The sequence below is a fragment of the Nitrospiria bacterium genome, from assembly GCA_035498035.1.
Classification (GTDB): Bacteria; Nitrospirota; Nitrospiria; order JACQBZ01; family JACQBZ01; genus JACQBZ01.
On the sequence record DATKAN010000010.1, the window covers coordinates 102,593 to 128,847 of the forward strand.

At 57.3% G+C, this 26,255-nt stretch carries 24 protein-coding genes, 2 tRNA genes and 1 pseudogene; 13 read left to right on the forward strand and 14 right to left on the reverse strand.

Translation table 11 applies throughout. The features are described 5' to 3' along the window. The first annotated feature begins 76 nt into the window (after nt 1–76). Both VMN77_01670 and nadB read left to right on the forward strand, forming a co-directional pair. Nucleotides 77–544, forward strand: a complete 468-nt coding sequence (locus VMN77_01670) for a hypothetical protein (GenBank protein ID HTN42490.1) — start codon at nt 77–79, stop codon at nt 542–544. Next, nucleotides 541–2,157: an L-aspartate oxidase gene (gene nadB, locus VMN77_01675; GenBank protein HTN42491.1), complete on the forward strand. Its 1,617-nt coding sequence runs from the start codon at nt 541–543 to the stop codon at nt 2,155–2,157. Before VMN77_01670 ends, nadB begins: the two co-directional genes overlap by 4 nt. Here nadB and VMN77_01680 read toward each other — a convergent pair. Beyond that, a complete protein-coding gene (locus tag VMN77_01680) occupies nt 2,139–2,855 on the reverse strand; it encodes a lytic transglycosylase domain-containing protein (GenBank protein HTN42492.1) in 717 nt (238 codons plus the stop codon). The two genes, nadB and VMN77_01680, sit on opposite strands and share 19 nt — an antisense overlap. 232 nt (nt 2,856–3,087) lie before the next feature. Here VMN77_01680 and VMN77_01685 point away from each other — a divergent pair, with 232 nt between their 5' ends. From VMN77_01685 to rplT, 9 genes and pseudogenes are all read left to right on the forward strand, one after another. Continuing rightward, entirely contained in the window at nt 3,088–3,540 is a 453-nt protein-coding gene (locus tag VMN77_01685) for an Hsp20/alpha crystallin family protein (GenBank protein ID HTN42493.1), read from the forward strand. A 78-nt stretch (nt 3,541–3,618) separates the two neighbouring features. After that, nucleotides 3,619–6,231, forward strand: a complete 2,613-nt coding sequence (gene clpB / locus VMN77_01690; protein ID HTN42494.1) for an ATP-dependent chaperone ClpB — start codon at nt 3,619–3,621, stop codon at nt 6,229–6,231. A 552-nt stretch (nt 6,232–6,783) separates the two neighbouring features. After that, nucleotides 6,784–6,975: pseudogene (locus VMN77_01695) on the forward strand (helix-turn-helix domain-containing protein). 184 nt (nt 6,976–7,159) lie between these two features. Next, nucleotides 7,160–7,432: an HU family DNA-binding protein gene (locus tag VMN77_01700; protein HTN42495.1), complete on the forward strand. Its 273-nt coding sequence runs from the start codon at nt 7,160–7,162 to the stop codon at nt 7,430–7,432. 154 nt (nt 7,433–7,586) lie between these two features. Next, nucleotides 7,587–7,661 (forward strand) — tRNA-Val (locus VMN77_01705). 350 nt (nt 7,662–8,011) lie between these two features. Further along, complete coding sequence (gene thrS / locus VMN77_01710; protein ID HTN42496.1) at nt 8,012–9,817, forward strand: threonine--tRNA ligase; 1,806 nt, start codon at nt 8,012–8,014, stop codon at nt 9,815–9,817. Between the two features lie 57 nt (nt 9,818–9,874). Beyond that, nucleotides 9,875–10,393 carry a translation initiation factor IF-3 gene (gene infC / locus VMN77_01715; protein HTN42497.1) on the forward strand — a complete coding sequence of 173 codons (519 nt, stop codon included), beginning with the start codon at nt 9,875–9,877 and terminating at the stop codon, nt 10,391–10,393. 142 nt (nt 10,394–10,535) lie between these two features. Then, nucleotides 10,536–10,733 (forward strand): 50S ribosomal protein L35, encoded by a 198-nt coding sequence (gene rpmI, locus VMN77_01720; protein ID HTN42498.1) that lies wholly within the window; start codon nt 10,536–10,538, stop codon nt 10,731–10,733. A 217-nt stretch (nt 10,734–10,950) separates the two neighbouring features. Beyond that, nucleotides 10,951–11,313 (forward strand): 50S ribosomal protein L20, encoded by a 363-nt coding sequence (gene rplT, locus VMN77_01725; protein HTN42499.1) that lies wholly within the window; start codon nt 10,951–10,953, stop codon nt 11,311–11,313. A gap of 16 nt (nt 11,314–11,329) precedes the next feature. Here the strand turns inward: rplT and pheT are convergent, their stop codons facing one another. The 10 genes from pheT to def form a co-directional block, all read right to left on the reverse strand. After that, on the reverse strand, nt 11,330–13,048 hold the full coding sequence (gene pheT / locus VMN77_01730; protein HTN42500.1) for a phenylalanine--tRNA ligase subunit beta: 1,719 nt from the start codon (nt 13,046–13,048) through the stop codon (nt 11,330–11,332). Between the two features lie 3 nt (nt 13,049–13,051). Further along, nucleotides 13,052–14,623, reverse strand: a complete 1,572-nt coding sequence (locus tag VMN77_01735) for a phenylalanine--tRNA ligase subunit alpha (GenBank protein ID HTN42501.1) — start codon at nt 14,621–14,623, stop codon at nt 13,052–13,054. Between the two features lie 106 nt (nt 14,624–14,729). Continuing rightward, nucleotides 14,730–15,821, reverse strand: coding sequence for a DUF3187 family protein (locus VMN77_01740; protein HTN42502.1), 1,092 nt, complete (start codon nt 15,819–15,821; stop codon nt 14,730–14,732). Nucleotides 15,822–15,962: 141 nt separating this feature from the next. After that, nucleotides 15,963–16,313, reverse strand: coding sequence for an arsenate reductase (glutaredoxin) (arsC, locus tag VMN77_01745; GenBank protein HTN42503.1), 351 nt, complete (start codon nt 16,311–16,313; stop codon nt 15,963–15,965). A 5-nt stretch (nt 16,314–16,318) separates the two neighbouring features. Beyond that, a complete protein-coding gene (locus tag VMN77_01750; protein ID HTN42504.1) occupies nt 16,319–17,188 on the reverse strand; it encodes a kelch repeat-containing protein in 870 nt (289 codons plus the stop codon). 180 nt (nt 17,189–17,368) lie between these two features. Continuing rightward, the gene (rpe, locus tag VMN77_01755) at nt 17,369–18,043 is read right to left on the reverse strand and encodes a ribulose-phosphate 3-epimerase (protein ID HTN42505.1); all 675 of its coding nucleotides are present in this window, start codon (nt 18,041–18,043) and stop codon (nt 17,369–17,371) included. Nucleotide 18,044: 1 nt separating this feature from the next. Further along, nucleotides 18,045–19,403: a 16S rRNA (cytosine(967)-C(5))-methyltransferase RsmB gene (gene rsmB, locus VMN77_01760; GenBank protein ID HTN42506.1), complete on the reverse strand. Its 1,359-nt coding sequence runs from the start codon at nt 19,401–19,403 to the stop codon at nt 18,045–18,047. Between the two features lie 3 nt (nt 19,404–19,406). Further along, a complete protein-coding gene (htpX, locus tag VMN77_01765; protein ID HTN42507.1) occupies nt 19,407–20,264 on the reverse strand; it encodes a zinc metalloprotease HtpX in 858 nt (285 codons plus the stop codon). 74 nt (nt 20,265–20,338) lie between these two features. Next, nucleotides 20,339–21,271, reverse strand: a complete 933-nt coding sequence (fmt, locus tag VMN77_01770; GenBank protein HTN42508.1) for a methionyl-tRNA formyltransferase — start codon at nt 21,269–21,271, stop codon at nt 20,339–20,341. 71 nt (nt 21,272–21,342) lie between these two features. Continuing rightward, the gene (def, locus tag VMN77_01775; protein HTN42509.1) at nt 21,343–21,858 is read right to left on the reverse strand and encodes a peptide deformylase; all 516 of its coding nucleotides are present in this window, start codon (nt 21,856–21,858) and stop codon (nt 21,343–21,345) included. A gap of 72 nt (nt 21,859–21,930) precedes the next feature. On the opposite strand from def, the gene VMN77_01780 reads away from it, so the two are divergent. After that, a tRNA-Met gene (locus VMN77_01780) sits at nt 21,931–22,007 on the forward strand. Nucleotides 22,008–22,101: 94 nt separating this feature from the next. On the opposite strand, the gene VMN77_01785 is transcribed toward VMN77_01780, so the two are convergent. Next, on the reverse strand, nt 22,102–23,058 hold the full coding sequence (locus VMN77_01785) for a hypothetical protein (protein HTN42510.1): 957 nt from the start codon (nt 23,056–23,058) through the stop codon (nt 22,102–22,104). Nucleotides 23,059–23,290: 232 nt separating this feature from the next. On the opposite strand from VMN77_01785, the gene VMN77_01790 reads away from it, so the two are divergent. Further along, the gene (locus VMN77_01790; GenBank protein HTN42511.1) at nt 23,291–24,919 is read left to right on the forward strand and encodes a Na+/H+ antiporter; all 1,629 of its coding nucleotides are present in this window, start codon (nt 23,291–23,293) and stop codon (nt 24,917–24,919) included. Between the two features lie 3 nt (nt 24,920–24,922). On the opposite strand, the gene VMN77_01795 is transcribed toward VMN77_01790, so the two are convergent. Continuing rightward, a complete protein-coding gene (locus tag VMN77_01795; protein HTN42512.1) occupies nt 24,923–25,354 on the reverse strand; it encodes a CBS domain-containing protein in 432 nt (143 codons plus the stop codon). Further along, the gene (locus tag VMN77_01800; GenBank protein ID HTN42513.1) at nt 25,338–25,640 is read right to left on the reverse strand and encodes a hypothetical protein; all 303 of its coding nucleotides are present in this window, start codon (nt 25,638–25,640) and stop codon (nt 25,338–25,340) included. The genes VMN77_01795 and VMN77_01800 overlap by 17 nt, the downstream gene beginning before the upstream one ends. Between the last annotated feature and the right edge of the window lie 615 nt (nt 25,641–26,255).

A 26,255-nucleotide genomic window follows, 5' to 3' on the forward strand; every position in this document is an offset into this window, starting at 1 on the left:
CATACCGATCAAGGCATGTCAAGAGCAATCCCTTGCAACCTTGACCTGGCGATGGAGTCCACCGTATAATCCCCCCATGCCGTATAAATACCGCGTCGTGATCGTCGTCTTAATCGGAGGGCTTCTATGGATTTCCGGATGCGAACACGCCCCGGTCAAACCCACAGAGGATTCGAAGCGTCTCCAACAAATCGATGCCTTCGTCGAAAACCTGCGCGTGACGTACGAGAGCCGAAATGGACAGGCCTTCTCGACCCAGTACCTCGACACGCGCCCGGATGATCTGCGGGCGATCGTTTCGTTTCTCGTCGCCGTAAACTCCCTGCGCCTGAATTTTATGATCGATCAGATCGTGCTTCAGGATGACAAGGTCCAGGTTGCCCTTCATTGGGAGAATCGTTGGAAATCCGAAAAGACCGATTGGGTTAAACAACGGGGCGATGCCCTTTTTCATCTCGCCGGCAAGTCCGACCTGCATCTGCAAAGCATTGATGGGGAAAATCCCTTCACCGCTCCCATCAATTCCCCGGTATCGCCCCCATGAGCCCGGGGCCGAAAGTCGATCGGACCATTCATGTGACCGATTTCCTCGTCATCGGGAGCGGCATTGCCGGAGTTCGGGCCGCCATCGAGTTAGGACGCCACGGTCGGGTGCTCATCGTCAACAAAGGAAATCCCGCCGAGAGCGCTTCGGAATTTGCCCAGGGCGGGATTGCGGTTGCGCTGGACCCGCAGGACAGCGTCAAGGCCCACAGGGCCGACACGCTCCGGGCGGGCAAGGGCCTCTGCCGCCTGGAAGCCGTCGAAATCCTGGTCAAAGAAGGGCCGGCCCGGGTCCGGGAACTGATCCGGTGGGGCGCCCGGTTTGACCGGCGGGGAAAGCGTTATGTCCTCGCCCGGGAGGCCGCCCATCGTTGCGCCCGAATTCTGCGGCGGGGGGACGCCACCGGAACCGAGATCATGAGGACCTTGCTGGCCAAGGCGAAACCGTTTCGAACCATCCGCTGGCTCCCGCGGCATTTTACGTCCGATCTGCTGACCGACCAGGGGCGGTGCGTTGGAGCCATCCTGTTATCCGAATCCGGCGATGTTCGTGTGATCGGGGCCAAGGCCGTGATGCTCGCTTCCGGCGGGGCCGGTCAGATTTATTCCCGAACCACCAATCCCCCTGTCGCGACGGGGGACGGAATGGCGATGGCTTACCGGGCCGGTTGTACCCTCGAAGATATGGAGTTCGTCCAGTTCCACCCGACCGCGCTCGCGCTCCCGAACGCCCCGGCCTTCTTGCTTACCGAAGCCCTGAGGGGGGAGGGGGCGATCCTTCGCAACGCCCGCGGCGAGGCCTTTATGAAGCGATACGATCCGGCCGGCGAACTGGCGACGCGAGACGTCGTCAGTCAGGCGATTTGGCAAGAGATGCACGCCAGCCAGGTCGATCATGTTTATCTGGATGTCACCCACTTGAAAGCCGGGTATATTCATGAGCGGTTTCCGACCGTTTCCCAGACTTGCCTCCGGTACGGTCTGGACATCACACAGACACCTATCCCCGTCGCACCGAGCGCTCATTTTATGATCGGGGGGGCCAAGACGACCTTGTCGGGGGCGACTTCCTTGGACGGTCTGTACGCCGCAGGCGAAGTGTCCTGCAGCGGGGTTCACGGGGCCAATCGTCTGGCGAGCAATTCCTTGTTGGAAGGGTTGGTATTCGGCGCCCGGGCCGGCGAGGCGATGGCTGGCTCCGCGCGGAAAGGGGCGGTGAAGTCCTCCGAGATTCAGTCCGTCTTTGAGAAAAACCGACCGGGTTGCATCGGCCTTCAATCGGTCTTCCCGACCTCCCTGGAGACGGCCACGGCCCGGCTTAAGGAAACGATGTGGAATCGGGTCGGCATTGTCCGGGATCATTCATCGCTGACGGATGCGTTGACGGTTTTGGAAAAATGGAAATCCCTGACGACCGCCCCCGTCGTTTCCCAGCAGGAAGGGGAATTCAAGAATATGGTGACGGTGGCCTCAATGATCGTGCGGGCCGCGTTGTTGAGAAAGCACAGCATCGGCGCACATCACCGTTCGGATGATCCCAAACCGGGGACACGGTCCGAACCGCGGCATATCGCGTTCCGTCTTTCGGATCGTCCTCAGGGGGACTGGGTATAGGCCACTCGAAAACGCCGGGTGTCCTGATACTGCTCCGGGACATTGGTATAGATCACCTGGCCATTGGGAGAGAAAATTTTGTAAATGGATTTCCGGGAGGACTCTTTTCCACGGTAGGTTTTATAAGCGGCCAGCACCTTCTGTATATAACGATGCGTTTTCTCGATGGGCGGAACCTGGCGGTAGCGGTTGACGGTCTTTTCTCCGGCATGGTAGGCCGCCAGCGCCAACGTAAGATCTCCGTTGAACCGGCCCAGAAGATAGCTCAGGAGTTTCACGCCGCCGGAAATATTTTCGGACGGATTGAATGGATTCTGGACATCCAGGGTTGAGGCCGTCGCTGGCATCAGCTGCATCAGGCCCATCGCACCGGCATTTGAAACCGCACGCGGGTCAAAATCCGACTCCACTTTGATCACCGCCTTGACCAAGTCCGGATCCACGCGGTACTGGCGGGAGGCGCTTAGAATCGTCTCGTGGATGTCCTCAATTCGGACCGGGATGATCGGGGCCGGCACCCGAATCTGCCGGAAACGCGGATCAGTCGGCACGTTCGAAAAATGAACCACTCCGGCGGAGTCGATGAATTGATATACCTCGCCCGCGGCCGAGGCGGCCCAACCGATCAGGCCCCCCAATGTCAGGATAACGGCGAACGAGATTCCCCGACCCGTTCCGATTCGTGCAAAGAATTTCATCGACCTTTTTGAACGGTTGACCGACATTGGATGCACCGCTATCTGTTGATTATTCATAATTTTTTAAAGCATACCATTCATATCGAACGGTGTCAATACATTTGGAGCATCACCCCCGGGGATTAACAGACTATCTTGACTGCAAAACACGATGATTTTATAATGACAATCGATCCATTGAATGCGGGCCGTCGTGTTTTGAACGATTCCGTTATAAATTAAGGAGGGCGCAATGCCACCTATCCGATGGGACCCTTTCCGAGACCTCTTGTCCCTCCAGGAACGAATGAACAAGCTGTTCGAGGACAGCCTCGTTCGATCGAGCAGTCAACTGGGGGACTCCTCCGAAGGCACCTGGACGCCCGTGGTCGATATTCTGGAAAAAGACGACGCGATCATTCTGAAGGCGGAGCTTCCCGGCGTGCGCCTGGACGACGTCGATTTGCAGATCAAAGACGACGTCCTGATCTTAAAGGGCGAACGCCATTTTGAGAAAGAAACGAAGAAAGAAAACTATCATCGCATCGAACGCTCCTACGGTACATTTTCAAGATCCTTCACGCTGCCCGGCATTGTGGATCAATCCGGGATCAGCGCCAAACTCAAAGACGGCATTCTGGAGGTCAAGCTGCCCAAGGCGCGGTCGACGGAGTCGAAGCCCATCCCGATCGAGATCAAAAAATAGACACCCCGCGAGCAACGCGAACGGGAGGACGGCCCGGGACCGACAAGAATTTAGCTTAGCGGACGGAGAAAGCCGATGATCCAGTTTGACCGACTCACCATCAAGGCGCAAGAGGCCGTGATCGATGCCCAAAAATCGGCCGAACAGCATCAACATCAACAGGTGGATGTCGAACATCTCCTCCTCGCCCTCCTGAACCAGACGGACGGGATCACCCCCCCGCTTCTCAAGAAACTGGGCGTCGACCCGGAAGTCCTGCGCAAGGAACTCCAGCAAAACCTCAATGAGCGTCCCCGGGTCACCGGGAGCGGCCTCGGTCAATTGTACGCCACGCCGCGGCTCAATCAGGCCTTCGATCAAGCTCAGACCGAGGCGGCCCAGCTTCGGGATGAATACATCAGCGTGGAGCACATCCTTCTGGGCTTCCTCGCCGGCGACGGTTTCACGGCACAACTCCTGCAGCGATACGGCGTAACCAAAGAGCGGGTGCTGAGCGCGCTGGTCACCATCCGGGGATCCCAGCGGATCACGGATCAAAATCCGGAGGATAAATACCAGGCCCTGACCCGCTACAGCCGGAACCTGACCGATCTGGCCCGGCGGGGAAAGTTGGACCCCGTCATCGGACGCGATGATGAGATTCGCCGCGTCATCCAAGTCCTTTCCCGACGAACCAAGAACAATCCGGTCTTGATCGGCGAGCCGGGCGTCGGGAAAACCGCCATCGCGGAGGGGCTGGCCCAACGCATCGTCAACGGGGACGTCCCGGAAGGCCTGAAAAACAAACAGGTCGTCGCGTTGGATTTGGGCGCCTTGATCGCGGGGGCGAAATTCCGGGGAGAGTTTGAGGATCGACTGAAGGCCGTCCTCCGGGAAGTGACGGAGGCTCAAGGCAGCATAATCCTTTTTATCGACGAACTGCACACGCTGATCGGGGCCGGGGCCGCCGAAGGGGCGATGGATGCCTCCAACATGCTGAAACCCGCGTTGGCGCGCGGCGAATTGCGTTGCGTCGGCGCCACCACGCTCGATGAGTATCGTAAACACATCGAGAAAGATGCGGCGCTGGAGCGCCGATTCCAGCCCGTCCTGGTGACCGAGCCCTCCGTCGAAGACACCATTTCCATTCTTCGAGGCCTCAAAGAGCGGTACGAGGTGCATCACGGCGTCCGAATCAAGGATTCCGCCTTGGTGGCCGCGGCCATGCTTTCGCATCGGTATATCTCGGACCGGTTTCTTCCCGACAAAGCCATCGACTTGATCGACGAAGCGGCCTCCCGGCTTCGGATGGAAATCGACAGCATGCCCACCGAGCTGGATGAGATCGAGCGCCGCATTCGACAGCTCGAAATTGAAAAGGAGGCGATAAAAAAGGAAAAGGACCCCGGCTCCAAAGATCGGCTGGCCAAAATCGATCGCGAAATATCTCACCTGAAGGAGGACAGGGACCGGCTTCGTCTTCAGTGGGACGCCGAAAAAGAATCCATACGCAAGATCCGCAATGCGAAAGAAGAAATCGAGCGGGCCCGAATCGAGGCGGAAAAGGCCGAGCGGGACGGGAACCTCGGCCGCGCGGCCGAGCTCCGTTACGGCCGGCTGATCGACCTCTCCAAGCAGCTTGAGGCCGAGAATCGTCGGCTCCAGGAACTCCAGTCCCGCCAGAAGATGTTGAAGGAAGAGGTGGATGAAGAGGATGTGGCCGAGATCGTCTCCAAATGGACGGGCATCCCGCTCAACCGAATGCTGGAAGGCGAAATTCAGAAACTGGTCAAGATGGAGCAGCGACTCAAAGAACGTGTGGTCGGCCAGGACGAGGCGATCACGGTCGTCTCCAACGCGGTGCGACGGAGTCGGGCCGGCATCCAGGAACCCAATCGTCCGATGGGCTCGTTTATATTCCTGGGACCCACCGGCGTCGGCAAGACCGAATTGGCCCGGGCCCTCGCCCAATTTCTTTTTGATGATGAACAGGCCCTGGTCCGCATCGACATGTCCGAATATATGGAAAAACACGCCGTGTCGAGATTGATCGGGGCTCCGCCGGGTTATGTGGGATATGAAGAGGGCGGACAACTCACCGAGGCCGTCCGTCGCAAACCCTATTCCATCATCCTCTTTGATGAAATTGAGAAGGCCCACCCCGACGTTTTCAACATCCTCCTTCAACTCCTCGATGACGGTCGCCTGACGGACGGACAGGGCCGCACCGTGGATTTTAAAAACACCGTGGTCATCATGACATCTAATATCGGTAGCCAGCAAATTCAGGAACTGGGAACCAAAAATGAGGACGAAATGCGCAAAAACGTCCTGACGGCGCTTCGTTCGCAATTTCGTCCGGAGTTCCTGAATCGAATCGATGATATTGTAATTTTCCATCCCCTGGGACTGCCGGAGTTGACATCCATCATCGAAATCCAGATGAAGAATCTGCAGCACCGATTGGCCGAGAAGAAACTCACGCTCGCGCTGACGGATCGTGCGAAAAAATACCTGGCCCAGGAGGGATACGACCCGGTCTACGGAGCCCGCCCCCTGAAACGCATAATCCAACGAGATATCTTGAATCCCCTGGCATTGCAATTGCTCCAGGGAGATTTCAAAGAGGGGGACACCATCGAAGCGGATGTTTCACCCAACCGGAGTTTGATCCTCAAACGCGCCCGGACGGACGGCAAGATCGCCTCGTAATTATGTATTGACAGATTTTACCGGATTGTGATAAACAGGGCCTGCATCGTTGTTCGGAGCGCTTCGTCTTCGCGTTCCCTGAAACCCATTCACCCAAGACTTTTCCCTTGTCCAGGTGTCATCGTGTCCGCAAAAAACATCCTCCTGGTCAACGATGATCCTTCCCTCCTTGAATGCTTTCAGAAAGCCACCCCTTCAGCGGTACTTTCGATACGGGATACCTCCCGCCTCCGTCAAAAATTGGAACACCAGGTCTTCCCCCTCATCATCCTGGAAACAAAAAAAGATTGGATGAGGGATCTCAGGCGCCTGATCCGCAACGGCAAACACCCCGAGGACCGATACGTGATCATCGGCTCCTCCGGAATGCTTAAACTGACCGCGGATCGCATCAACGACATCACGACGCAGCTGATCGGAAAACCATCCCCCGGCTCGACGTCCCAGACCAAGCCGGTCCAGCCGAAGACGACCCCGAATCTGGCCCTGGAAGAATTCATGGAACACCGGCTCAAAGATTTCGTCAGGCAAATGAAAGCCTCCGGAGGCCGTAATCTTCACCCCATGTTGCTGCGGGAAATCGAACGGCCGCTGATCACCGTCACGCTGAGAGAGACGAACGGCAATCAGATTCAAGCGGCTCATCTGCTCGGAATGAACCGGAACACGCTTCGAAAAAAGATTAAGGATCTCAAGATTCGGGTTTCCAAAAACCGCCAGAATACCTCTCAAAAATCCGCTTGACAATGGCCGAACGAGTTGATATTTTACACACGCTCTTTATACGGATTACCCGATCTTGCGGTTTTAGGCCACCCGCCACTCATCGTGTGATCGCTTGTACTGAGAGACAACGTTAATTTTTCGGCGGATTATCCAAACGCCGGCGATCCATTCCCAAGCCCGGAATGTGGGGAGGACTTTTTCCATGACCAAGCAGCAACTGATTGAAAAAATTTCAGGGACGGCCGGTATCAGCAAGGTGGCTGCCGTGGATGCCCTGAACGCCGCCATCGAAGGAATTACGACCGCCCTCCGGAGAGGTCAGAAGGTCAGTCTGGTCGGTTTTGGAACTTTTTCAGTCACAAAAAGGAAGCCTCGCGTCGGACGAAACCCCAAGACCGGCGACGTCATTAAGATCCCAGCCTGTCGTGTCCCGAAATTCTCTGCCGGCAAAGAACTCAAGGCCGCCGTAAAATAGGTTGCACACCGCACTTGACCGGTCGAAGTTTACACGGGCCTGTTTCGCCCCCGTTACCCGATCGGCCAGGCATTCTCTTCTTGTTGTGTCGGGCCGTGGCCAAGCCTATTCACTTGACAAATCAAGCGGTTTATATTAGGATTCAACCCACGATAGGCGCGTAGCTCAGGGGTAGAGCGCTACCTTGACACGGTAGAGGTCGGCGGTTCAAGACCGCCCGTGCCTACCATATTTCTAATACATCGGGTTCTATAGCGACGGATGAAAAGGCATCGTGACGAACGGGTTGTGTGACGTTGTTCTGCGATGAGTCATGATCCTGCGTAGACTCTGACACGTACACCACCGGGTTCGGAGGGGTGCCTTTGCCGTTTCTAATGGCCATAAGGCCCCGTGTCCCGATGCCTCTTTGAAGATGAAATGAAAATGACGCGTTCACCATTACAAGAAGTCAGGGTGCGATTTCCCGACCGGACGGAGCGCCGTTTCAGCCATGACACGCTTTTGTCGGATGTGCTGGCTCAAGCCAAAGCGTCCTGGAAGGAAGCGCCCGTGGCCCTCAAGGTCAACGGAACCGTGATGGGTCTCGGCCAGCGTCTGTCCGACGCCTCTCCGGGAACGGATCCTTTTATCATCGAGCCGGTGTTTTTCTCCTCTCCCGAAGGGCAGGAAATCTACCGCCACAGCAGCGCCCATATCATGGCTCAGGCCGTAAAAGAACTCTTCCCGAATGCCAAACTGGCCATCGGCCCCCCGATTGAAGACGGGTTTTATTATGATTTCGACCTCGGACGGCCCTTTACACCCGAGGACCTTGACAAGATCGAGCGTCGGATGAAGGAGATCGCGGCCTCCCACTACGCTTTCGAGCGGAAGGTGCTTTCGAAACAGGATGCGATCCGTTTCTTTGAGGAGAAGGGCGAATCGTATAAGGTGGAACTGATCCGGGAGCTGCCGGAAACCGAACCCATCACGATTTACGAACAAGGCCCGTTCGCCGATTTGTGCCGTGGGCCCCATGTCCTCTCCACCCAACACGTCTCGGCCTTCAAACTGCTCACCACCGCCGGGGCGTATTGGCGGGGGGATGAACGAAACCCGATGCTGCAAAGAATTTACGGAACCTCCTTTCCGAGTCAGGAGGCCCTGGATCAACATCTGAAACGGCTTGAGGAGATCAAGCGGCGCGATCACCGCCGGCTGGGAAGGGATCTGGATCTTTACAATGTCATGGATGAAATCGGCCCGGGGCTTGTGATCTGGCACCCCAAAGGGGCGCTGATCCGCAAACTGATCGAGGATTTCTGGAGGGAACAGCACCAGCGTCATGGTTATGACTTTGTTTACTCTCCGCACATCGCGCGCCTGGATCTTTGGAGGCAAAGCGGTCATCTGGACTTCTACCGAGAGAATATGTACGCCCCGATGTCCATTGAAGGGATCGAGTATGAACTCAAACCGATGAACTGCCCTTTTCACATCATGATCTATAAATCCCACCTCCGGAGTTACCGGGACCTTCCGATCCGCTTCGCGGAACTGGGCACCGTTTATCGCTACGAACGCTCCGGCGTCCTTCACGGCTTGATGAGAGTCCGGGGCTTTACACAGGACGACGCCCATCTTTTCTGCCGACCGGACCAGATCGAGGAGGAGATCCTCAAGGTTTTGGACCTTACGGTCTTTACCTTGAAGACGTTCGGATTCACCGAATACGATATCTATGTCTCCACCCGACCCGAAAAAGCGGTGGGCTCCCCAGAAAACTGGGAGCGGGCCACCTCGGCCCTGGAGTCGGCGCTCAAGACCAAGGGCATGGCTTACCGAATCGATCCCGGCGAGGGTGTTTTTTACGGTCCCAAGATCGACCTGAAAATCAAGGACGTGCTCGGACGGGCCTGGCAATGCACCACCGTTCAGGTCGACTTCAATCTGCCGCAGCGGTTCAAGCTGTCCTATATCGGGGAAGACGGCAAGGAGCATCAGCCCATCATGATCCATCGCGCGCTCATGGGTTCGATCGAGCGGTTCTTCGGTGTGCTGATCGAGCACTATGCCGGCGCCTTTCCGCTCTGGCTCGCCCCGGTTCAGGTCAAAATCATGCCGATTACGGACCCGCAGCACGCTTACGCCGTCGACGTCGCCCGCCTGTTGACCGAAGCCGGTTTTCGGGTGGAAACGGATCCGCGAAACGAAAAGATCGGATTAAAAATCCGCGAAGCGGAAATGGCCAAGGTCCCCTACATGGTCATCCTCGGCGCGCGTGAAGCCCAGAGCCGGAAACTGTCTGTGCGCAAACGCAGCGGAGACAATCTCGGCGAGATGGACATCACCGCTTTTGTTGATCGGCTGAACGGTGAAGTCGGTCAACGAGTATCATCCTAACTTAAACCCGATTTCGGAATCGAAGTCGGACCACCGTAAAGAAAGGAGGCGTCCACTATCGCGGTCAAACAGCGTGTCAATAACGAAATCCGGGTTCGGGAAGTCCGGGTCATCGGGGTCGAGGGAGAACAGCTCGGCGTCCTGCCGACGCGGGAGGCCATCGCCAAGGCCGCCGAACAGGGCTTCGATCTGGTGGAGGTGGCGCCGACGTCTCAGCCGCCCGTCTGTCGTATTATGGATTACGGAAAATTCAAATACGAACAGAACAAGAAACTCCATGCGATGAAACAGCATCAGAAGACGACGCATGTGAAAGAGATCAAATTGAGGCCCCACACGGACAAACACGATCTGGATTTCAAGATTCGTCATATTCGCGAATTTTTGCAGGCCAGTGATAAAGTCAAAGTGACGATGATGTTCCGGGGCCGGGAAATGGTGTACCTCGACGCCGGCAAGATGACCCTGGCCAAGGTCATCGAGTCCGTGAACGATATCGGAATCATTGAACAACAACCCCGACTGGAAGGGCGCAACATGATCTTGATCCTGTCGCCCAAACCCCAAACCGCCTAAAGGGGCGGTCCTCTGGCTGGCGCCATTCGTGAGAATCCATCTAGTGAGGTCGGCGAGCGATAGGAAATTCAGAATCTTTGGAAGCTTAAAGAGAGGGGGCGACGCAAGCCCCTAAAATTAACGGAAAGGACTTGAAACAAAAATGCCAAAGCTAAAATCGCACAAAGGGGTGGCCAAACGGTTCAAGCGAACCGGAACCGGCAAGATCAAACACAAGCAAACCGGTAAGAGCCATCTGTTGACTCACAAAACCCGGTCCCGGAAGCGGCACCTCAGGGCCTCCGGGCTGGTTTCGAAGGCCGATCAACAGACGGTCAAACGCCTGTTGCCGTATTCCTAAAATGAATCACCCCAGCGAACAAAGCGAGTGAGAAGGGAAGGCTGAAAAGTCCCCGCCCGGGGGGATTTTCCCTTATTTTCCATTTTCAATTTACGACTACCGGCGGGTAATTTTGGAAAATGGAGAATGGTAATTCGTAAATAGGGAATCCACAAATCTCGGGAAATGAATCGGAGGGGGCGACCTGAGCCCCTTCAAATAGAAAAGGAGTGAAGGTATGCCACGCGCAAAAGGAGGTCCAAAAACAAGAGCACGCCGAAAAGGCCGGCTGAAACTGGCCAAAGGGTTTTACGGCGGGAAACACCGTCTTTTCCGGACGGCGACGGAGCTGGTGGACAAAGGCCGGCAATATGCCTATCGCGACCGGCGGCAACGGAAACGGGATTTTCGCCGTCTTTGGATCGTGCGGATCAACGCCGCCGTGTCCAATCACGGGCTGTCTTACTCGAAATTCATGGCCGGATTGAAAAAGGCCGGCATCGGGCTCGATCGAAAAGTCCTGGCCGATCTGGCCATCACGGATCCGCAGGGTTTTGCGAAGATCGCGGAAACGGCGAAGTCCAAGCTGGCCGCGGCTTAGGCGGCCGGGTTTCCCTCTACGATTGAGGGGCCTGTATCAGCGATCCTTCGGGCGGAAAGTCCAATGCCAGCTCAAAAACCGCGCAGGGCATCGCGATTTGCCAGTTCGCGAGGACCTGCGGATGAAGTTCGCCGATCAACCCAAGGTCACGGCCCCCGGCCACGATCTTTCCGACCCGTCCCTCGATGAAGGAGGGATGGGAGGCGGGCTCCAATTGATAGATCCCGCCCATATAGTACATCAACAGGTCCAGACAGGAATGAAGCTCCGAAAAGTTGGCCGCCGGATGGGCGATCAGCGCGGCCAGTTTCAGCAGGGTTCGTGTTCCCTCGGGCGCGTTCCCGTCCGTGAGGGCCGTTTCGCCCGCCTCGAAGATCCGGTGGGGATAGAAGCTCTTCGAGCTGGCGGCCTCCACCCGCAACAGAGAAGGGACAAGGCTGCTCCGTAAGGCCGAGTAGGTCTGCGACATCACGTTTTCAACCAGGACCAGATCCGCTTGCATATCGGAGAGGGACATCCGGTCGACCGATTCTTCCCGATTCGTCAGGATATTTGAGATCACTTCCTGGAAACCCATTCCGATCATGGATTCCCTGACCCGATCCGAGACCTGTTCGATGGACGAAAGCCCTCCGAGCGTAAATTCGGTCGGCATCTCGGATTCAAAGCTTTCATAGCCCCGGCTGATCGCAAAATCCTCCACCACATCCACCGGATGAAGCAAATCATCCCGGTAAGCCGGCACCGACACGGTCAGGCGGCGACCGCGGGTCCGAACGGTGTATCCGTAGGCCTTCAGGGTCGAAACGGCCGTCGGGGCCTCGATCGCTTCCCCCAAAGCCGCGCTCAGATGGTCCAGCGTCATTTCCATCGGCCTCGCCAACACGGCCGGCATCGTAATCTTTCGTCCGTAATCCGTGGCATAAGGATAACGGACCTCGACCGGGTCGATCCCGGCGCCCCGGTCGGCGAGATTCGCCGCCAAGATATTCACGGTCAGGATCACCATGCGAAGATCGGTCCCGGTGACTTCGACAAACAGATCGCGGTCCCCGACCCGCACTTCGCCGACCTCGCGGCTGTTGATGATCGGCGGGAATGAGAGAACCTTGTCTTCCCGGTCGGCCAACAACGGATAGGCGGCCGCCCCGGATAAGATCCCGGCGTAGGTTTTTCCCTTGGGATGCTCCTTCAAGATCTCGGCCGGGGTCATCGACGATTCGGACCCGAGCGGGACGAACCGGGCTCCGTCGGGCTGAACCGTTTTGTACGTGACGGGAAAAGCGATCCGGGCCAGTCGATAAAGACCGATCGAAACCAGGTGACGTTTCCGTCCGAAACTCTCGCTCAGCTTTTCCTGGGTCTGGATCAGCTGGACCAGCGCTTCCCCGTCGATGGACAGGCCGCGCGCGATGCAGGCTCCGATGTACGGTCGGACGCTTTTCAAGGGAGGCGAGACCTCAATGACGGCCGCGGGTTTCCTCTTGCCGCCGTAGAAGGGATACGGAACGCCTCTCCTCCGCAGATGCGTCTTGATCTGCCGGGCCACGCCCTCCACACACCACAGATCCGGCCGGTTCGTATCGTTCAGCTCGAGCTTCAGCTTTCCGGTCGATTCATCGTGCTCCTTGATCTCGCCTTTGACCAAGGGCAGCCGGTCGGCCAGTTCTGCAAGCGTCAGGGAGCGGCCGAGCAGACTTTCAAGATCCTTCATCTTGACCTGAATTGTCGGCATGGGTTAGGGCCTCGCCCGCCTGGTCCGGATCAGGTCCAGATCGCTCGAGAAAAGATCGCGGATGTCCCCGATGCCCAGCGCGACCATCGCCATCCGGTCCAGACCCAGCCCCCAGGCAATCACGGGGACTTTGACTCCGAGCGGCGACGTGACCTCCGGACGGAACAGGCCCGCTCCGCCCAGCTCCATCCAGCCCAGGCGGGGATGCTTGACATGCATCTCGACCGACGGCTCGGTGTAGGGAAAATAGGCCGGCAGGTATTTGATTTCCGTCGCATGCGCCATTTCGGTCGCAAACAGTTTTAACAGACCCAACAACGTCCGGAATGTGATCTTCTCGCCCAGGGCGATCCCCTCGACCTGGAAGAAATCGGGCGCATGGGTCGCATCGACCAGATCGTAGCGGAAGCAGCGGGCGATCGAGAAATATTTTCCGGGGATTCGGGGAGAGGCCGCCAGGGTCCGGGCCGAGACGGCCGTCCCCTGACTCCGGAGGACGAGGCGCTTGGCTCTTTCGGGATCGAAAGCGTAGCGCCATCCGCGCGAGCCGGTTTTCCAGCCCGACTCGTGCGTTTTGGCGACCTGGGCCGCATAGGGTTCGGGGAGGGACCCGACCCTTTTGGGACGATCGACGAAATAGACGTCGTGAATATCCCGCGCCGGGTGAAATTGGGGCATGAACAGCGCGTCGCTGTTCCAGAACTCCGATTCGACCAGCGGCCCGCGCATTTCCTGAAAGCCCATCGAGACCAGCCGGGTCTTGACGCTGTCGAGAAACTCCCGATAGGGATGCTTTCGCCCGGCGGCCGTCCGGGCGGGCTTGAGGCCGATATTATATTTTCGGAAGGACTTCCCCCGCCACGCTCCGTCCTTGAGCAACTCCGGCGTGAGTTGGGCGATTTCATCGGCCCCGGCCGCTTCGGGGGTCCATCGTTCGACGAGGCCGCGTCCCAATTCAGTCAGAGCCAGGCGCTTGGATTTTTTCTCGGTTCGCTTTATGACCCCCCGGGTCTTCCACTGCTTTTCAAGACAATCATCAAGTAGATGCTTTTCCTCGGCCGACAATTCCGATTCATCGAGCGCCCCTGCGGCGGACCGCAAGCGCCTTAATAGGCCCGGAAGCACCGATTCAATCATCGACGGCAACGATGCGCCCGTCGGCTCCAGGATCCCGCCCGGTCCCATCCGAACCGTTTCATGATCTTTGCTTCGCAGATTTCCCAAGACCGTGCTGACTTCGGAGGACTCCAGATCCTCAAGCCGGGACAGGTCCTTTACCGTAACCTGCTGGCCCGCTTTCAGCCTGTCGAGAATTCGTTGTTCCGGCAATTCATGGTCCGCATATTTGCGGCCAAGCTCTGTAATGGATGAGAACCGCGTCACCCTTTCATCTTCGACCTTGATCACCCCTTTGGTGATGAGCCACCCCAGGGCCATCGAAAGGCGGGACTCGTCCAGGGCGGTTTCCCGGATCAATTCATGGTCCCATAATGCCGCACGGACCTTGAGCATCGCGAGCACTTTGCGCTCGAGCGGATGCAGACCGGATAGAAGCTGTGCGATGTCCTGCGACATGAAATTCCGCCGATGATAAAAGTTCGGCCCTTACGATACCTTCCGAGGGGAATTTTGTCAAGGCGAGACCGGGCGGATCAACGATTTCAGCCGGGCATCGATGGGTCTAAAACCGATACCCAATATTCGTGCCCAGGGTAAAGTCCGCCGCGGCGCCTTCCGGATTCGCGAAGTTTTCGATTCCGAACAGTTGGAAGAGGATGCGGGACTTGAAGCGATAATTAATTCCCCAAACGGATTCAAACACTCCATTATCCAGCACGCGGGCCCCCGTTCCGTGAAAGGGAGAGTTATAATAATCCAATTGCCCGACAAGGGAAAAGGAAGGTGTCCACATAAACTCGGCGGCCAGCGCGGCGGAATAAATCGCCCTCAGCGTCAGATCGGTCGGACCAAAATCGCCGCCCGGGAGGACCACGCTTTGATTTAAATAAAAGAGCCACCGACGGCCCAAGCTTTTCTGGAGCACAAGTCCCAGGCCGAAATCCGACTTTCCCGAACCGAAAGCCTTTTCTAAATCCCCCGTCGAAAATTTAACGGCGACTCGCAGCGCCGCGGCCGGGGTTGCGGGCCCCTCCTGGAGGACGAGATATTTGCCGCTCAAGGACACATCCCCCACCCCCGCTTGATGATCCTGGCCCGATACGATAACCGTTCCGTCCTGTATGATGGCATAGCCTCCGAATGAACCGTCGTGAAATTTGATGCGATCCGGGTTAAGCGTGCCGAAGTCGTGTTCCACGCTCATTATAAAGGGATCCAGAAATCCCCCGTTTCTGTAATAAAACGGAATTTCCAGGCCGATCTCCGCCCGATCCGTGAAACCATACTTGAGGTGCAGGGCCGAACGGAACGTTTCAAATTTCAGCGTGGCATCGACCTGCGGGGTCGATTCACTCAGTATGGTGTTGCTCTCGGCCACCTCGAGGCTTACCTCAAACGAATCGCGGGGCAGCGTTGTGGCTTTTTCAGATGGAAGGGAGAGAAATAAGAGCTGGACGGGATTGTAGTTTCGGTTGGGAAAAGGCCCGCCTCCATCCACATACGGTTCGGCCAAGGAAAACCGATCCGGTCCCCAGCCCCACAGGGCGCAGAAGAAAAGAAGACATAACTTCATACGCCAGAGGCCGATGAGCTCCCGGAACAGATTTCCCCTGATAACCCCGTTGATATCACGAACGTTCAGGATTCGCCCCATGGCCGAACATTATGCAAGCGGGAAACCCCTTGGAATCCAGTTGCCATTCAGGACATTTTTATCCTCTTCACGAAGTTAATCTATACTTATTGATTATAAATGATCTGAGGCGAAACCGCGACTGTGGGTCTGACGGAAGAATTACAGGATTTGTTCAACATTTTCAGGGGGCCGACCCAGAGCGGCGCGACCTTTGGAGAGCACGATCGGCCGCTGGATCAGGATCGGATGCCGGACCATCGCCGCGATCAGGGCGGCGCGGGAGAGTTTCGGGTTTTCCAGTTTCAGTCTCTTGTAGACCTCCTCCTTCGTCCGAAGCAGCTCCCGCGGATCCATCCCGAGAAGCTTCAAGATCGCGTCGAGTTCTTTCTCGGTCGGGGGCGTCTTGAGGTACTCGACGACCTTCGGCTCGATCCCCTTCTTCCGGATCAGATCCAATGTCTTACGGGACGTTCCGCAGCGCGGATTATGGTAAATCGTTACGTCGGCCATAACGCTTATGGAATCGACGGTGTAAAGGTCTCGACCGTTCCTTGATCGTCTCCTCCAACGGCATAAAGGATCCCGTTCACCACGCCGGCCGCCAGCAAGGTCCTTCCGGTGGGCATCGGGTCCAGGGCGGTCCAGGTATTCGTCGCCGGATTATAGGCCTCGAGCCTTTTCGGCACCGTGTCGCCGGGCTGGATATCCGGCAATTGGCCTCCAACGGCGTAAATAATCCCGTCGTTTTCCCCAACGGCCAGTCCGCCTCGTGCGGTGGGCATCGAGGTCTCGGGGGTCCACGTGTCCGTCCCTGGATCGAAGGCCTCGACCGTCGAAAGATTATTTGAACCGTCGGTGCTTCCTCCAACGGCATATAGGATATCGTTCGCCACGCCGACCCCGAGCAAAATCCGCTCGGTCGGCATCATGGTCTTCGATACCCAGGTGTCGGTCCCGGGATTGTATTCCTCGACCGGTGCCGGCGGGCTGGGTGCGATGACACCCCCAACAGCATAGATCCGGCCATTCACCACACCGACCCCCAGGCCATATCGCCCCGTGGACATCGAAGCCCTGGGTGTCCAACTATTGGCCACAGGATCGTAGGCTTCGACAGTAGCAAGAGTGCTCACTCCATCGCTCCCTCCGATCGCATAGAGGATGTCATGGCCATTGACATTGACGACCCCGACGGCCAGCCCCGACCGTGCGGTTGGCATCGGGGGCTTCGCGGTCCATTTGTTCGTCGCTGGATCGTAGGCCTCGACGGTCGGGAGAAAATCTCCGACGCAGGTAGAACCGTTGCAGACGATGTCGTCTCCCCCAACCGCATAAAGGATGCCGTTCAAGACCCCGACACCCAGTCCCGTTCGCCACGTAGGCATCGGAGTCTTCGTGGTCCAGGCGCTGCCACTGCCTGGGCTGTTCTTCTGAGTTCCCCCGCCCAGGCAACCGGCCGGAAGACCGGAAGCGAGGACTACGGCCAATAGATAGGAAATTTTGAATAAGATTGCAGATCGTCTCGGCCCCATCAAAGAAACCCGGATACCAGACCCAAACGCCGGCTAAGAACCGACCGCACGTCGCATCTTCTGAATCGTGTCCTTGTAATCCTTGCTCTCGAAGATGGCCGAACCCGAAACCAGGATGTCCGCTCCGGCCTGGGCGATGGCCCCAACGTTTTCGACCTTGATGCCCCCGTCGATCTCCAGCTCGACCTTCGCCCCGCGTTGATCGATCATCGTTCGGGCCCGCCGCAGTTTTTCCAAGGCGGACGGAATGAAGCCCTGGCCGCCGAATCCCGGATTGACCGACATGATCAAGAGGAGATCCACTTCGCCCAGGATTTCCTCCACGCTCGAGAGCGGGGTGGCGGGGTTCAAGGTCACGCCGGCCTTCACGCCCTCCTCCTTGATCGATTGGATCGTCCGATGAAGATGAGGACAGGTCTCGACATGAACCGTGATATAGTTGCTCCCGGCCTTGATGAAGTCATGGATGAAATCGTCCGGATTCGTCATCATCAGATGAACGTCCAGAGGCAGACGGGTCACCTTGCGGATGGCCTTCACGATCGGAGGCCCGATCGTGAAGTTCGGAACAAAATGTCCGTCCATCACGTCCACATGGATCATATCGGCCCCGGCCTCCGTGACCTTGGCGATCTCCTCCGCCAAATGGGCAAAGTCCGCCGAGAGAATCGAGGGGGCGATCTTTTTGGACCCGGCCGTCGTCGTCATCTTAGGCTCCTTTCGACTGTTTGATCAGCTTCGCGGCAAAAAAGTTGTCCATTTGACAGGAATTCAATACGGTATCGAGGTAGCCTTCCGGCGTCACCAACTCCGGCGCTTCCGACCAGAACGTCCGCAGAGAATCGACGCGAAATTCTCGGTGCCCGGCCAGAAAGGCGCCGATCACCTCCTCGTTTTCCTCGGGCTCGGTCGTGCAGGTACTGTACACCAACACGCCGCCGGGTTTCAAGCGCGGGGAAACCCGGTCAAGGATTTTCGACTGGAGGGCGGCCAGCCTCCCGATCAGGGCCTCGGTTTTATACCACTTGGCCTCCGGATTCCGGCGCAGTATTCCCAGTCCGCTGCAGGGGGCGTCGATCAGAATCCGGTCGTACAGGACCCGGCCCAGCGCCTCGAGGCTTCGGGTCGCATCGACCGCGACCGGACGGACGGAACCGAGACCCAGCCGCGCGGCGTTTTGAGCGACCCGTTCCAGCCGTTTCGGATCGGCATCGGCCGCCGTGATCTCGCCCCGATCGCCCATCAGCTCGGCCAGGTGCGTGCTCTTCCCCCCCGGCGCGGCGCATGCGTCGAGGAGGCGTTCCCCGGGTTTCGGATCGACGGTAAAACCCACGAGCTGCGCGGCTTCGTCCTGGATGTAGAAAGCGCCCCGGCGATAGGCCGCCAACTGTCTCAGATCCGCCACCCCGCGGAGCATCAGGCCGGCGGATGATACCCGGCAGGGCGTCGCCTCTATCCCCTCGCCTTTCAATTCGGCTGCCAGGGCCTCGCGCGCGGCACGAAGCGAATTGACGCGCACGGTGACCGGAGGAATTTCATTGTTCGCGACGCAAAGCGCAACGGTCCGTTCCGGCCCCAGTCTTCCGAGCCAGCGCTTCACCAACCATTCGGGATGGGAATATTTTACCGATATATGAAGGACCGGATCGTCGGACGGATCCGGCAGGGGAATCGTTTCGGCCCGCGTCAGGGCCCGCAGGACGGCATTGACGAACCCGGCGACCGATTTTCCGCCGAAGGTTTTGGCCAAACGCACGGACTCGTCCACGGCCGCCGAGGCGGGAACGCGGTCCAAAAACAGGAGCTGGTAGCTCCCCAACCGCAGCAGATTTTTCAATTTGACGGATTGTCGTTGGCGGGCCCGTGCGGCGAAGCGGCCGATCGCCCAGTCCAGATAGCCGCGACGTCGCAGGACGCCGTAAACCAGCTCGGTGATGAAGGCCCGGTCAAGGGGGCTCAGGTCGCTCGCGCCGAGCGCCCGTTCCATGACAGGATCGGACGACTTCGCCGACTCCACCTGACAGAGGATATCCCAGGCTACTCGCCGCGCATCGGGTTTGATGATGATCCTTTAGGCCGCCCGGCGGATGCCGGCCATCGCCTCCAGGCGCGCGATTCGGTCCTCGATGGGCGGATGGGTTGAAAACAGGGACAAGACACCCTTGCCCGTCAACGGGCTTACGATGAACAAATGGGCCGTCGAGGGATTGGCCTGCATCGGAAACCGTTGAACACCCGTATGCAGTTTGCGCAAGGCCTCCGCCAGCCACAGGGGCTGGCCGCAGAGCTGCGCCCCGCCCAGGTCGGCGTCGTATTCACGCGACCGCGAAACGGCCAAATGGATCAAGGTCGCCGCGATCGGGGCCAGGATCATGACGGCGATCTCGGCCACAAAGCTGAGCGGATGCCGCTCCTCGCGGTCTCCCCCGCCGAAGATCAGGGCCCACTGAAGCATCTGGGCCAGATAGGAGATCGCCCCCGCGATCGTGGCCGCCACCGTGCTGATCAGGATGTCCCGATGGGTCACGTGGGACAATTCATGGGCCATCACGCCCGTGAGCTCTTCTTCCGAGAGGATTCGAAGGATGCCCGTTGTGGCGGCGACCGCCGCATGCTGCGGGTCGCGCCCCGTGGCGAAGGCATTGGGGGTATCGCTCTCGATGAGATAGACCTTCGGCATCGGCAGCTGCGCGCGCGTGGCCAAATTCCGGACGATCCGGTACAGGGCCGGGGCCTCGGCCTCCGAAACCTGCTTGGCCCCGTACATCCTCAGCACGATTTTGTCCGAAAACCAGTAGGCGCCGAAATTCATGACCAAGGCGATCACGAACGCAACCGTCGCGCCGGACCGGCCCCCGATCAGGGAGCCCACAACGACGAACAACCCGGCGAGCAACGCCAGAAAAAAAGTCGTCTTCAGCTTATTCATGTCCTTAACAAACCTCCCTTTACACTCGAAGAATGTATTTTCATTCTACATCAGATTGAAACCGATATGCAAGATCACCCCCCCAGCACTACGCCCGTTTCGACCGGGTGTCCGGCTAAAAAATCCCGGACGCTCATTCGACGTCGGTTGGCCGGTTGAAGTTCCAGGATCTCGAGGAGACCTTGACCCGTCGCCACCGAAATTCCCTCTCGGCCGGTTTTCAGAATCGTCCCCGGAGGACCGCCCGCCGTCGGATCCCCCAGATCCGCCTTCCAGAGGCTCCACCGCTCCTCCTGATAAAAGGTGTAGGCCCCGGGCCAGGGGGAGAGCCCACGGATTCGGTTCAGGATATGGACCGCCGGCCGGGTCCAGTCGATTTCGCCCGCTTCCTTCTCCAGGATCGGCGCGAGGGTGGCCTGGGCATGATCCTGCGGCACGGGAACGATGTCCCCCGATTCGAGGCCTTTCAAGGTCCGGATCATCAGGTCCGCTCCCCGTTCGGCCATCCGAGCCGACAGGCTTCCGGCCGTATCCTCCGGCAATATCGGCATCCGTTCCTGAAGGAGGATGTCGCCCGTATCCATGCCCGGATCCAGCCGCATCGTCGTCACGCCGGTTTCCTGTTCCCCGTTGATGATGGCCCACTGAATCGGGGCGGCGCCCCTATATTTGGGCAGAAGCGAGGCATGGAGATTGATGCACCCGCGCGGGGGCAGATCGAGGATGGCCGGGGGAAGGATTCGACCAAAGGCCACCACCACGATGACCTCCGGGTCCAAGTCGCGGAGGCCTTCAAGGAAGGCGGGATCTTTCATTTTGGCCGGTTGGAGGACCGGCAGCTCGAACCGTTCGGCCATCCCTTTGACGGGGGGAGGCGTGAGACGGCCCCCGCGTCCCTTGGGCCGATCGGGCTGGCACACGACGGCCAATATGGCATGGCCCGACTGATGCAACGCGTTCAGGCTGGGCAGCGCAAATTCCGGCGTTCCCATGAAGATCAGTCGCATTGGACAATGGCCCCCTCACCCCGCGCCCGGAAGGCCGAAGCCGGCCGATCGCTTATCCGATTGTGACGGATTTATCTCGCTTCCGCCTTCATGCGCTTCTTCAGGCGTTTGAGGTACATTTGCCGTTTAAGACTGCTCAACCGGTCCACGAACAAGGTCCCGTCGAGATGATCCATCTCGTGCTGAAGCAGGCGGGCCATGAGCCCTTCGCCCTCCACGGTGACCTCCTTCCCGTTCCGATCGACCCCTTTGACGACGACCCGGTTGGCCCGTGTCACCTGGGTCCGATAATCCGAGACGCTCAGACAGCCTTCCTCCCCCGTCTGAGTTCCCGACCTGGAAATAAATTCCGGATTGATCAGAACGCCGCTGTGGCGCGGATGATCCTCCCCTTCCTTCAGGTCGTACACGAACAGCCGAAGCGACCGTCCGATCTGCGGCGCGGCCAGACCCAAACCCGGCGCGGCATACATTGTCTCGAACATGTCGTCGATCAGCTTCTGCAGTTCCTGATCAAACTCGGTCACCGGCTGGGCCTTCGCCTTCAAAACCGGGTCCGGAAATTCATGGATGGGAAGAACCGCCATGATCATTTTCTACCATGACGGGGTCTCGAAATCAAGCCTTGACAGCCCTCCCCCAAGTTGTTATGATGCCTTTGCGGGGTGGAGCAGTCCGGTAGCTCGTCGGGCTCATAACCCGAAGGTCAGAGGTTCAAATCCTCTCCCCGCAACCAACATATTTTATCCTTATTTTCGGGCAGGTAAAGGGTCACGGCAGCGTGACCCTTTTTCTTTGGAACGATCGGACAGGCGGCTTCAGGAAGACGATCAAAATTTGACGAAGGCCGACGCCATCAACCCGCTCTGGTGTCCCAGACTTCCTCCGGCCCAATTCCCCTCGAGGATCATCCCGGCCCAATCGACAGGGGTGATGGTAAGCCCGAATACTCCGCCTATTAATGAATCCGTGGCCACATCCGTATTCCACGATAACGTAATAGGCTTAGTCCCTGGTGAAGCATTGCAGGTCGGATGACAAGTAATAAAATCACCCTGTCCGGAAAAAGACCCCTTTTCAGTCCTGTTTTGAAACGACACGAGAAGTCCGGCATAGGGTCGGACATACTGGATATTTTGAACCCCGACGCCCAACACCATATCGTAACTGATCAACCTCAATTGATCCTTCGCGGTTCCATCGCCGGTGATTTGATAGTGCACACCCTTCGGATCGGTTTGGGTCAAAATATCGACCGACGTATCATAACCGTTGTTTTCGCTCGTGCCGTAAAAGGCCTGCATCTGAAACCCAAAATTCAAAAAACCAGTCTGAGGAGGGCTGAACCGAAACCCCAGTCCACCCGACGGCTTGAATTCTCCATCGAAAGGGTCTTGGGTCTTGAATTTTCCCACCTTGATAAAAAGATCCAGGGCCCTTCCCATTCCCATAGTAGCGGCAAGAAAACGTTGTTCCGTCTTGATCGATTCACTGGTTTCGGTAGCAACCAAACTATGACTTATACCATTGGGGTCCGTGACCGAGTAGTGTTTGTTGTCAATTTTAATATTCGGGTTGTCGATAAAGCCCGCACCCGCCTCCAATTTGAACTTTCCCCATCCGCCCAATGTCGAGGAGGGATCGCCCAGCAAGCCTTGACCGTATCCGTTGAGGGGGGAAAGGAGGGTTGTGGCCAGAAGAATCGCGCCGCAAATCGGACCGCCGAATCCGGTGAACCGCCGGTAATTGGAACCGCGGACCAACTGCCTTTTGAAAAGACCTCTCATCAAACAACGTCCCCAACGATACATAGAACCCCGGGATGGGTGGAACGGAATGCGGCAAATCGGCCTATTTAACACCAGTTGGTAGGGCCGCGTCAAACCCATGATGAAAGCTGCCTTGCGGCCCCGGGAGCGGTTTTATGTTTCGCTTGATTAAAAGACCCTTCTCTCATAGGATAACATGAACTAAATCGGCTCGTTCTTCCAGGAATGCATCTACTTGGGGAATTCTTAAATGGAAGTCACCAATCTGATCGAGATCGTCCTTGTGTTGATCGCCGCCATGGTCGGATTGACGATCCTGTCCAATCGATTGTCGGTTCCCGTACCGCTGATCCTCGTTCCTGCCGGAGTTCTTTTGGGTTTTATTCCTTGGTTCCCGCAGATCGAATTAAACCCCGACCTGATCCTTCTTGTCTTCTTGCCGCCCTTGGTCTATGCCGGGGGATTTTCCAGCTCCTGGCAGGCGTTCAGAAAAAACCTTCGTCCGATTTTTCTATTGTCTTTCGGGCTGGTGCTCTTCACGATGGGGGTGGTCGCCGTGGTGGCGCATCGTTTCATTCCCGGCCTTGGCTGGGCCGCGGCCTTCGTATTGGGGGCCATCGTGGCCCCGACCGACGATGTGGCCGCCGCGACCATCGCCCGCCGACTCTCCCTGCCCCATCGGATCGTGAGCGTGTTGGAGGGGGAGGGCTTGATGAACGACGCCACGGCCTTGACGGCCTTCCGCTTCGCCACGGCCGCGGCCGTTATCGCATCCTTTTCATTCAATAAGGCCTTGGGGACTTTCCTGGCTGTGGTGTTCGGCGAGGTGGGCTACGGTCTGTTTTTGGGTTGGGCCGTTTCAAAATTTCGACAGAAATTGGGGGATCCCGCCCTCGGAATTACAGTGTCGCTGCTGACCCCTTACCTGGCTTATCTTCCGGCGGAGCGTCTGGGCGGGTCCGGGGTCCTGGCGACGGCGGTTGCGGGCCTCTATATCGGACGGAACTTCTCCCTCCTGTCCACCCCCGGGATCCGGCTGGCGGCCATTCCAATCTGGCAGATGCTCGTATTCATCCTGAACAACGTTCTTTTTCTGGTTACCGGTTTGCAGTTGAAATCCGTAATCGAGAATACCGCCGGCCTTCCGGCCTCCGCCCTGCTTTACGACGGAGTTTTGATCAGCGTCGCAGTCATCGCGGCCCGGATCCTCTGGGTGTTTCCCTCCGCTTTTTTGCCGCGATTCCTCAGCGCGCGGATTCGAAAGCGCGACCCGCTGCCGCCCTGGCGGCAAATCTTCATCGTGTCGTGGACCGGAATGAGGGGATCCGTCTCCCTGGCGGCGGCTTTTGGAATCCCGGCCCTTACGCAGATCGGGACCCCTTTTCCGGACCGTCACTTGATTATCTTTATTACGTTTTGCGTGATTGTGAGCACGCTGGTCTTTCAGGGGATCACGCTTCCGTCCCTGATCCGGTGGCTTGGCGTCGACCGGGACGGCGCACGGGAAAGGCGGGGGGCCCATTACCAGGAAACCTCGGCGCGCATCGAGGCGGCCCATGCGGCCCTCGCCGAAATCGATACCTGGCCGACGAAAGGAGATTGTTCGATCGATACGGCGCGTCACTTGCGCGGTTACTACCAAAAGCAGATTCACAATCTCAACCGCCATCGGGACGAGGAAAGCGACGGTGAATTCGGCCATCTTTCAAAGAGAGAAGTCGAGCTGCAGCTGAAGGCCTTGGCCACGGAACGATCGAAGATCATGGAGCTTCACAACGCCGGTCGTATCAGCGATGCGGTACTTCGTTTTATCGAGCTCGATTTGGACCTTCAGGAAATGCGCCTGGATCAGACCTTGCACCCAAACGACACCGCCTAGCCCTCACCCGATGACTTCCGCATAATTTCCTCTTTCAGAATCCAGCCACACCCCGAGCCAGGCCCTCAGGAGATCGTGGCGCGAAACGCTCCCGATAAAGCGGCCGCCATTCAGGACCGGTAATCGGACCAGCTGGTTGGCCTCCATGATCTCTACCGCTTGTTCAAGCGGTGTCTCCGTATTCACGACCGGCGGGGCTTCCGCCATAATCTCCCGGACCCTTGTCTCGTGAAGATTTTTCCCGGACTTGAGGGCCTTCAGCAAATTGATTTCGGTCACCTTTCCCACGACTTTTCCCGAAGGATCCAGGACCGGGAGGCCCTGAAAGCTCTTCGATAGGAGCTTCATCGCCACGGCGTAGGCCGGGCTTTCTTCCATGGCAAACAATGTATTTGTGATAATGATTTCACCCACGGTTCTAAAATGGGGTTTCATTCGGCAACCCTCCCAGAAGAAACGTCGATGTCTCGTTCACCCTTTCAAAATGGCCGGAATGCCGGTAACCCACCTCCAAAAGCCCTTGGGTCAGCTTTTGAAAATGGATCATCGGGACATCCAACAACACCTGCCATGAACCTTGACGGATACGAACCCGTCCTTGGACTCGATTGACCACCTTGGAGATATTCAATAGGTCCTGACTTGTCAAATTCAAGGCCTTATCTTCCAAGGGAAGATAAACCCTCCCCCGTATCCTACGATCCTGCAAAGCGGCGTTCATGATCGTGACCTCCTTCCTTTTCTCTCCCGATAGCAATTCCATCCACCCGTGATTCATACCTTGAGCAACTATCATGCCAGTGCAAACGATCATCGAGGATGGATCTCGTAACAGCTTATTCCGTTAACGATTTTTAGAATTTCGCCTTTCCAGAACGCAAAAATAATTCGTGGCGATTTCTATTCGTTTTTGTAGGAAGACAACAACTTTGTAGGAAAGAATCTCCCTTTAATAGGGCTTCCGTTCCCGAACAGAATACCGTCTTAATGAAATCTTAACGGCATTCAGCCCATTTTTAACGACCATTTAACTTTACTTTTTTTATCGGCAAATGGTATACCTGAAAATTATCTTTACCATAGGAGGGGCGATGGATGTACTGTATTTAAGCCTGACGGTTCTGTTCTTTCTCGTCTCTGGATGGCTCTTCTATCCTGAGGGTACTTTGGGGCGCCGTATCCTAATCTCTCCCTTGGCAACGAAGCCACCTGGGACGTAAAAGATCCAAAAACAGTTCGATTTGCTTTTTAATCCGCAAAGGAGGAATGAAATGAAAAAATTTATCAGTTTAATCGTAATCGGCTTCAGCTTGTTGATGATTGAAACAGGGATTGC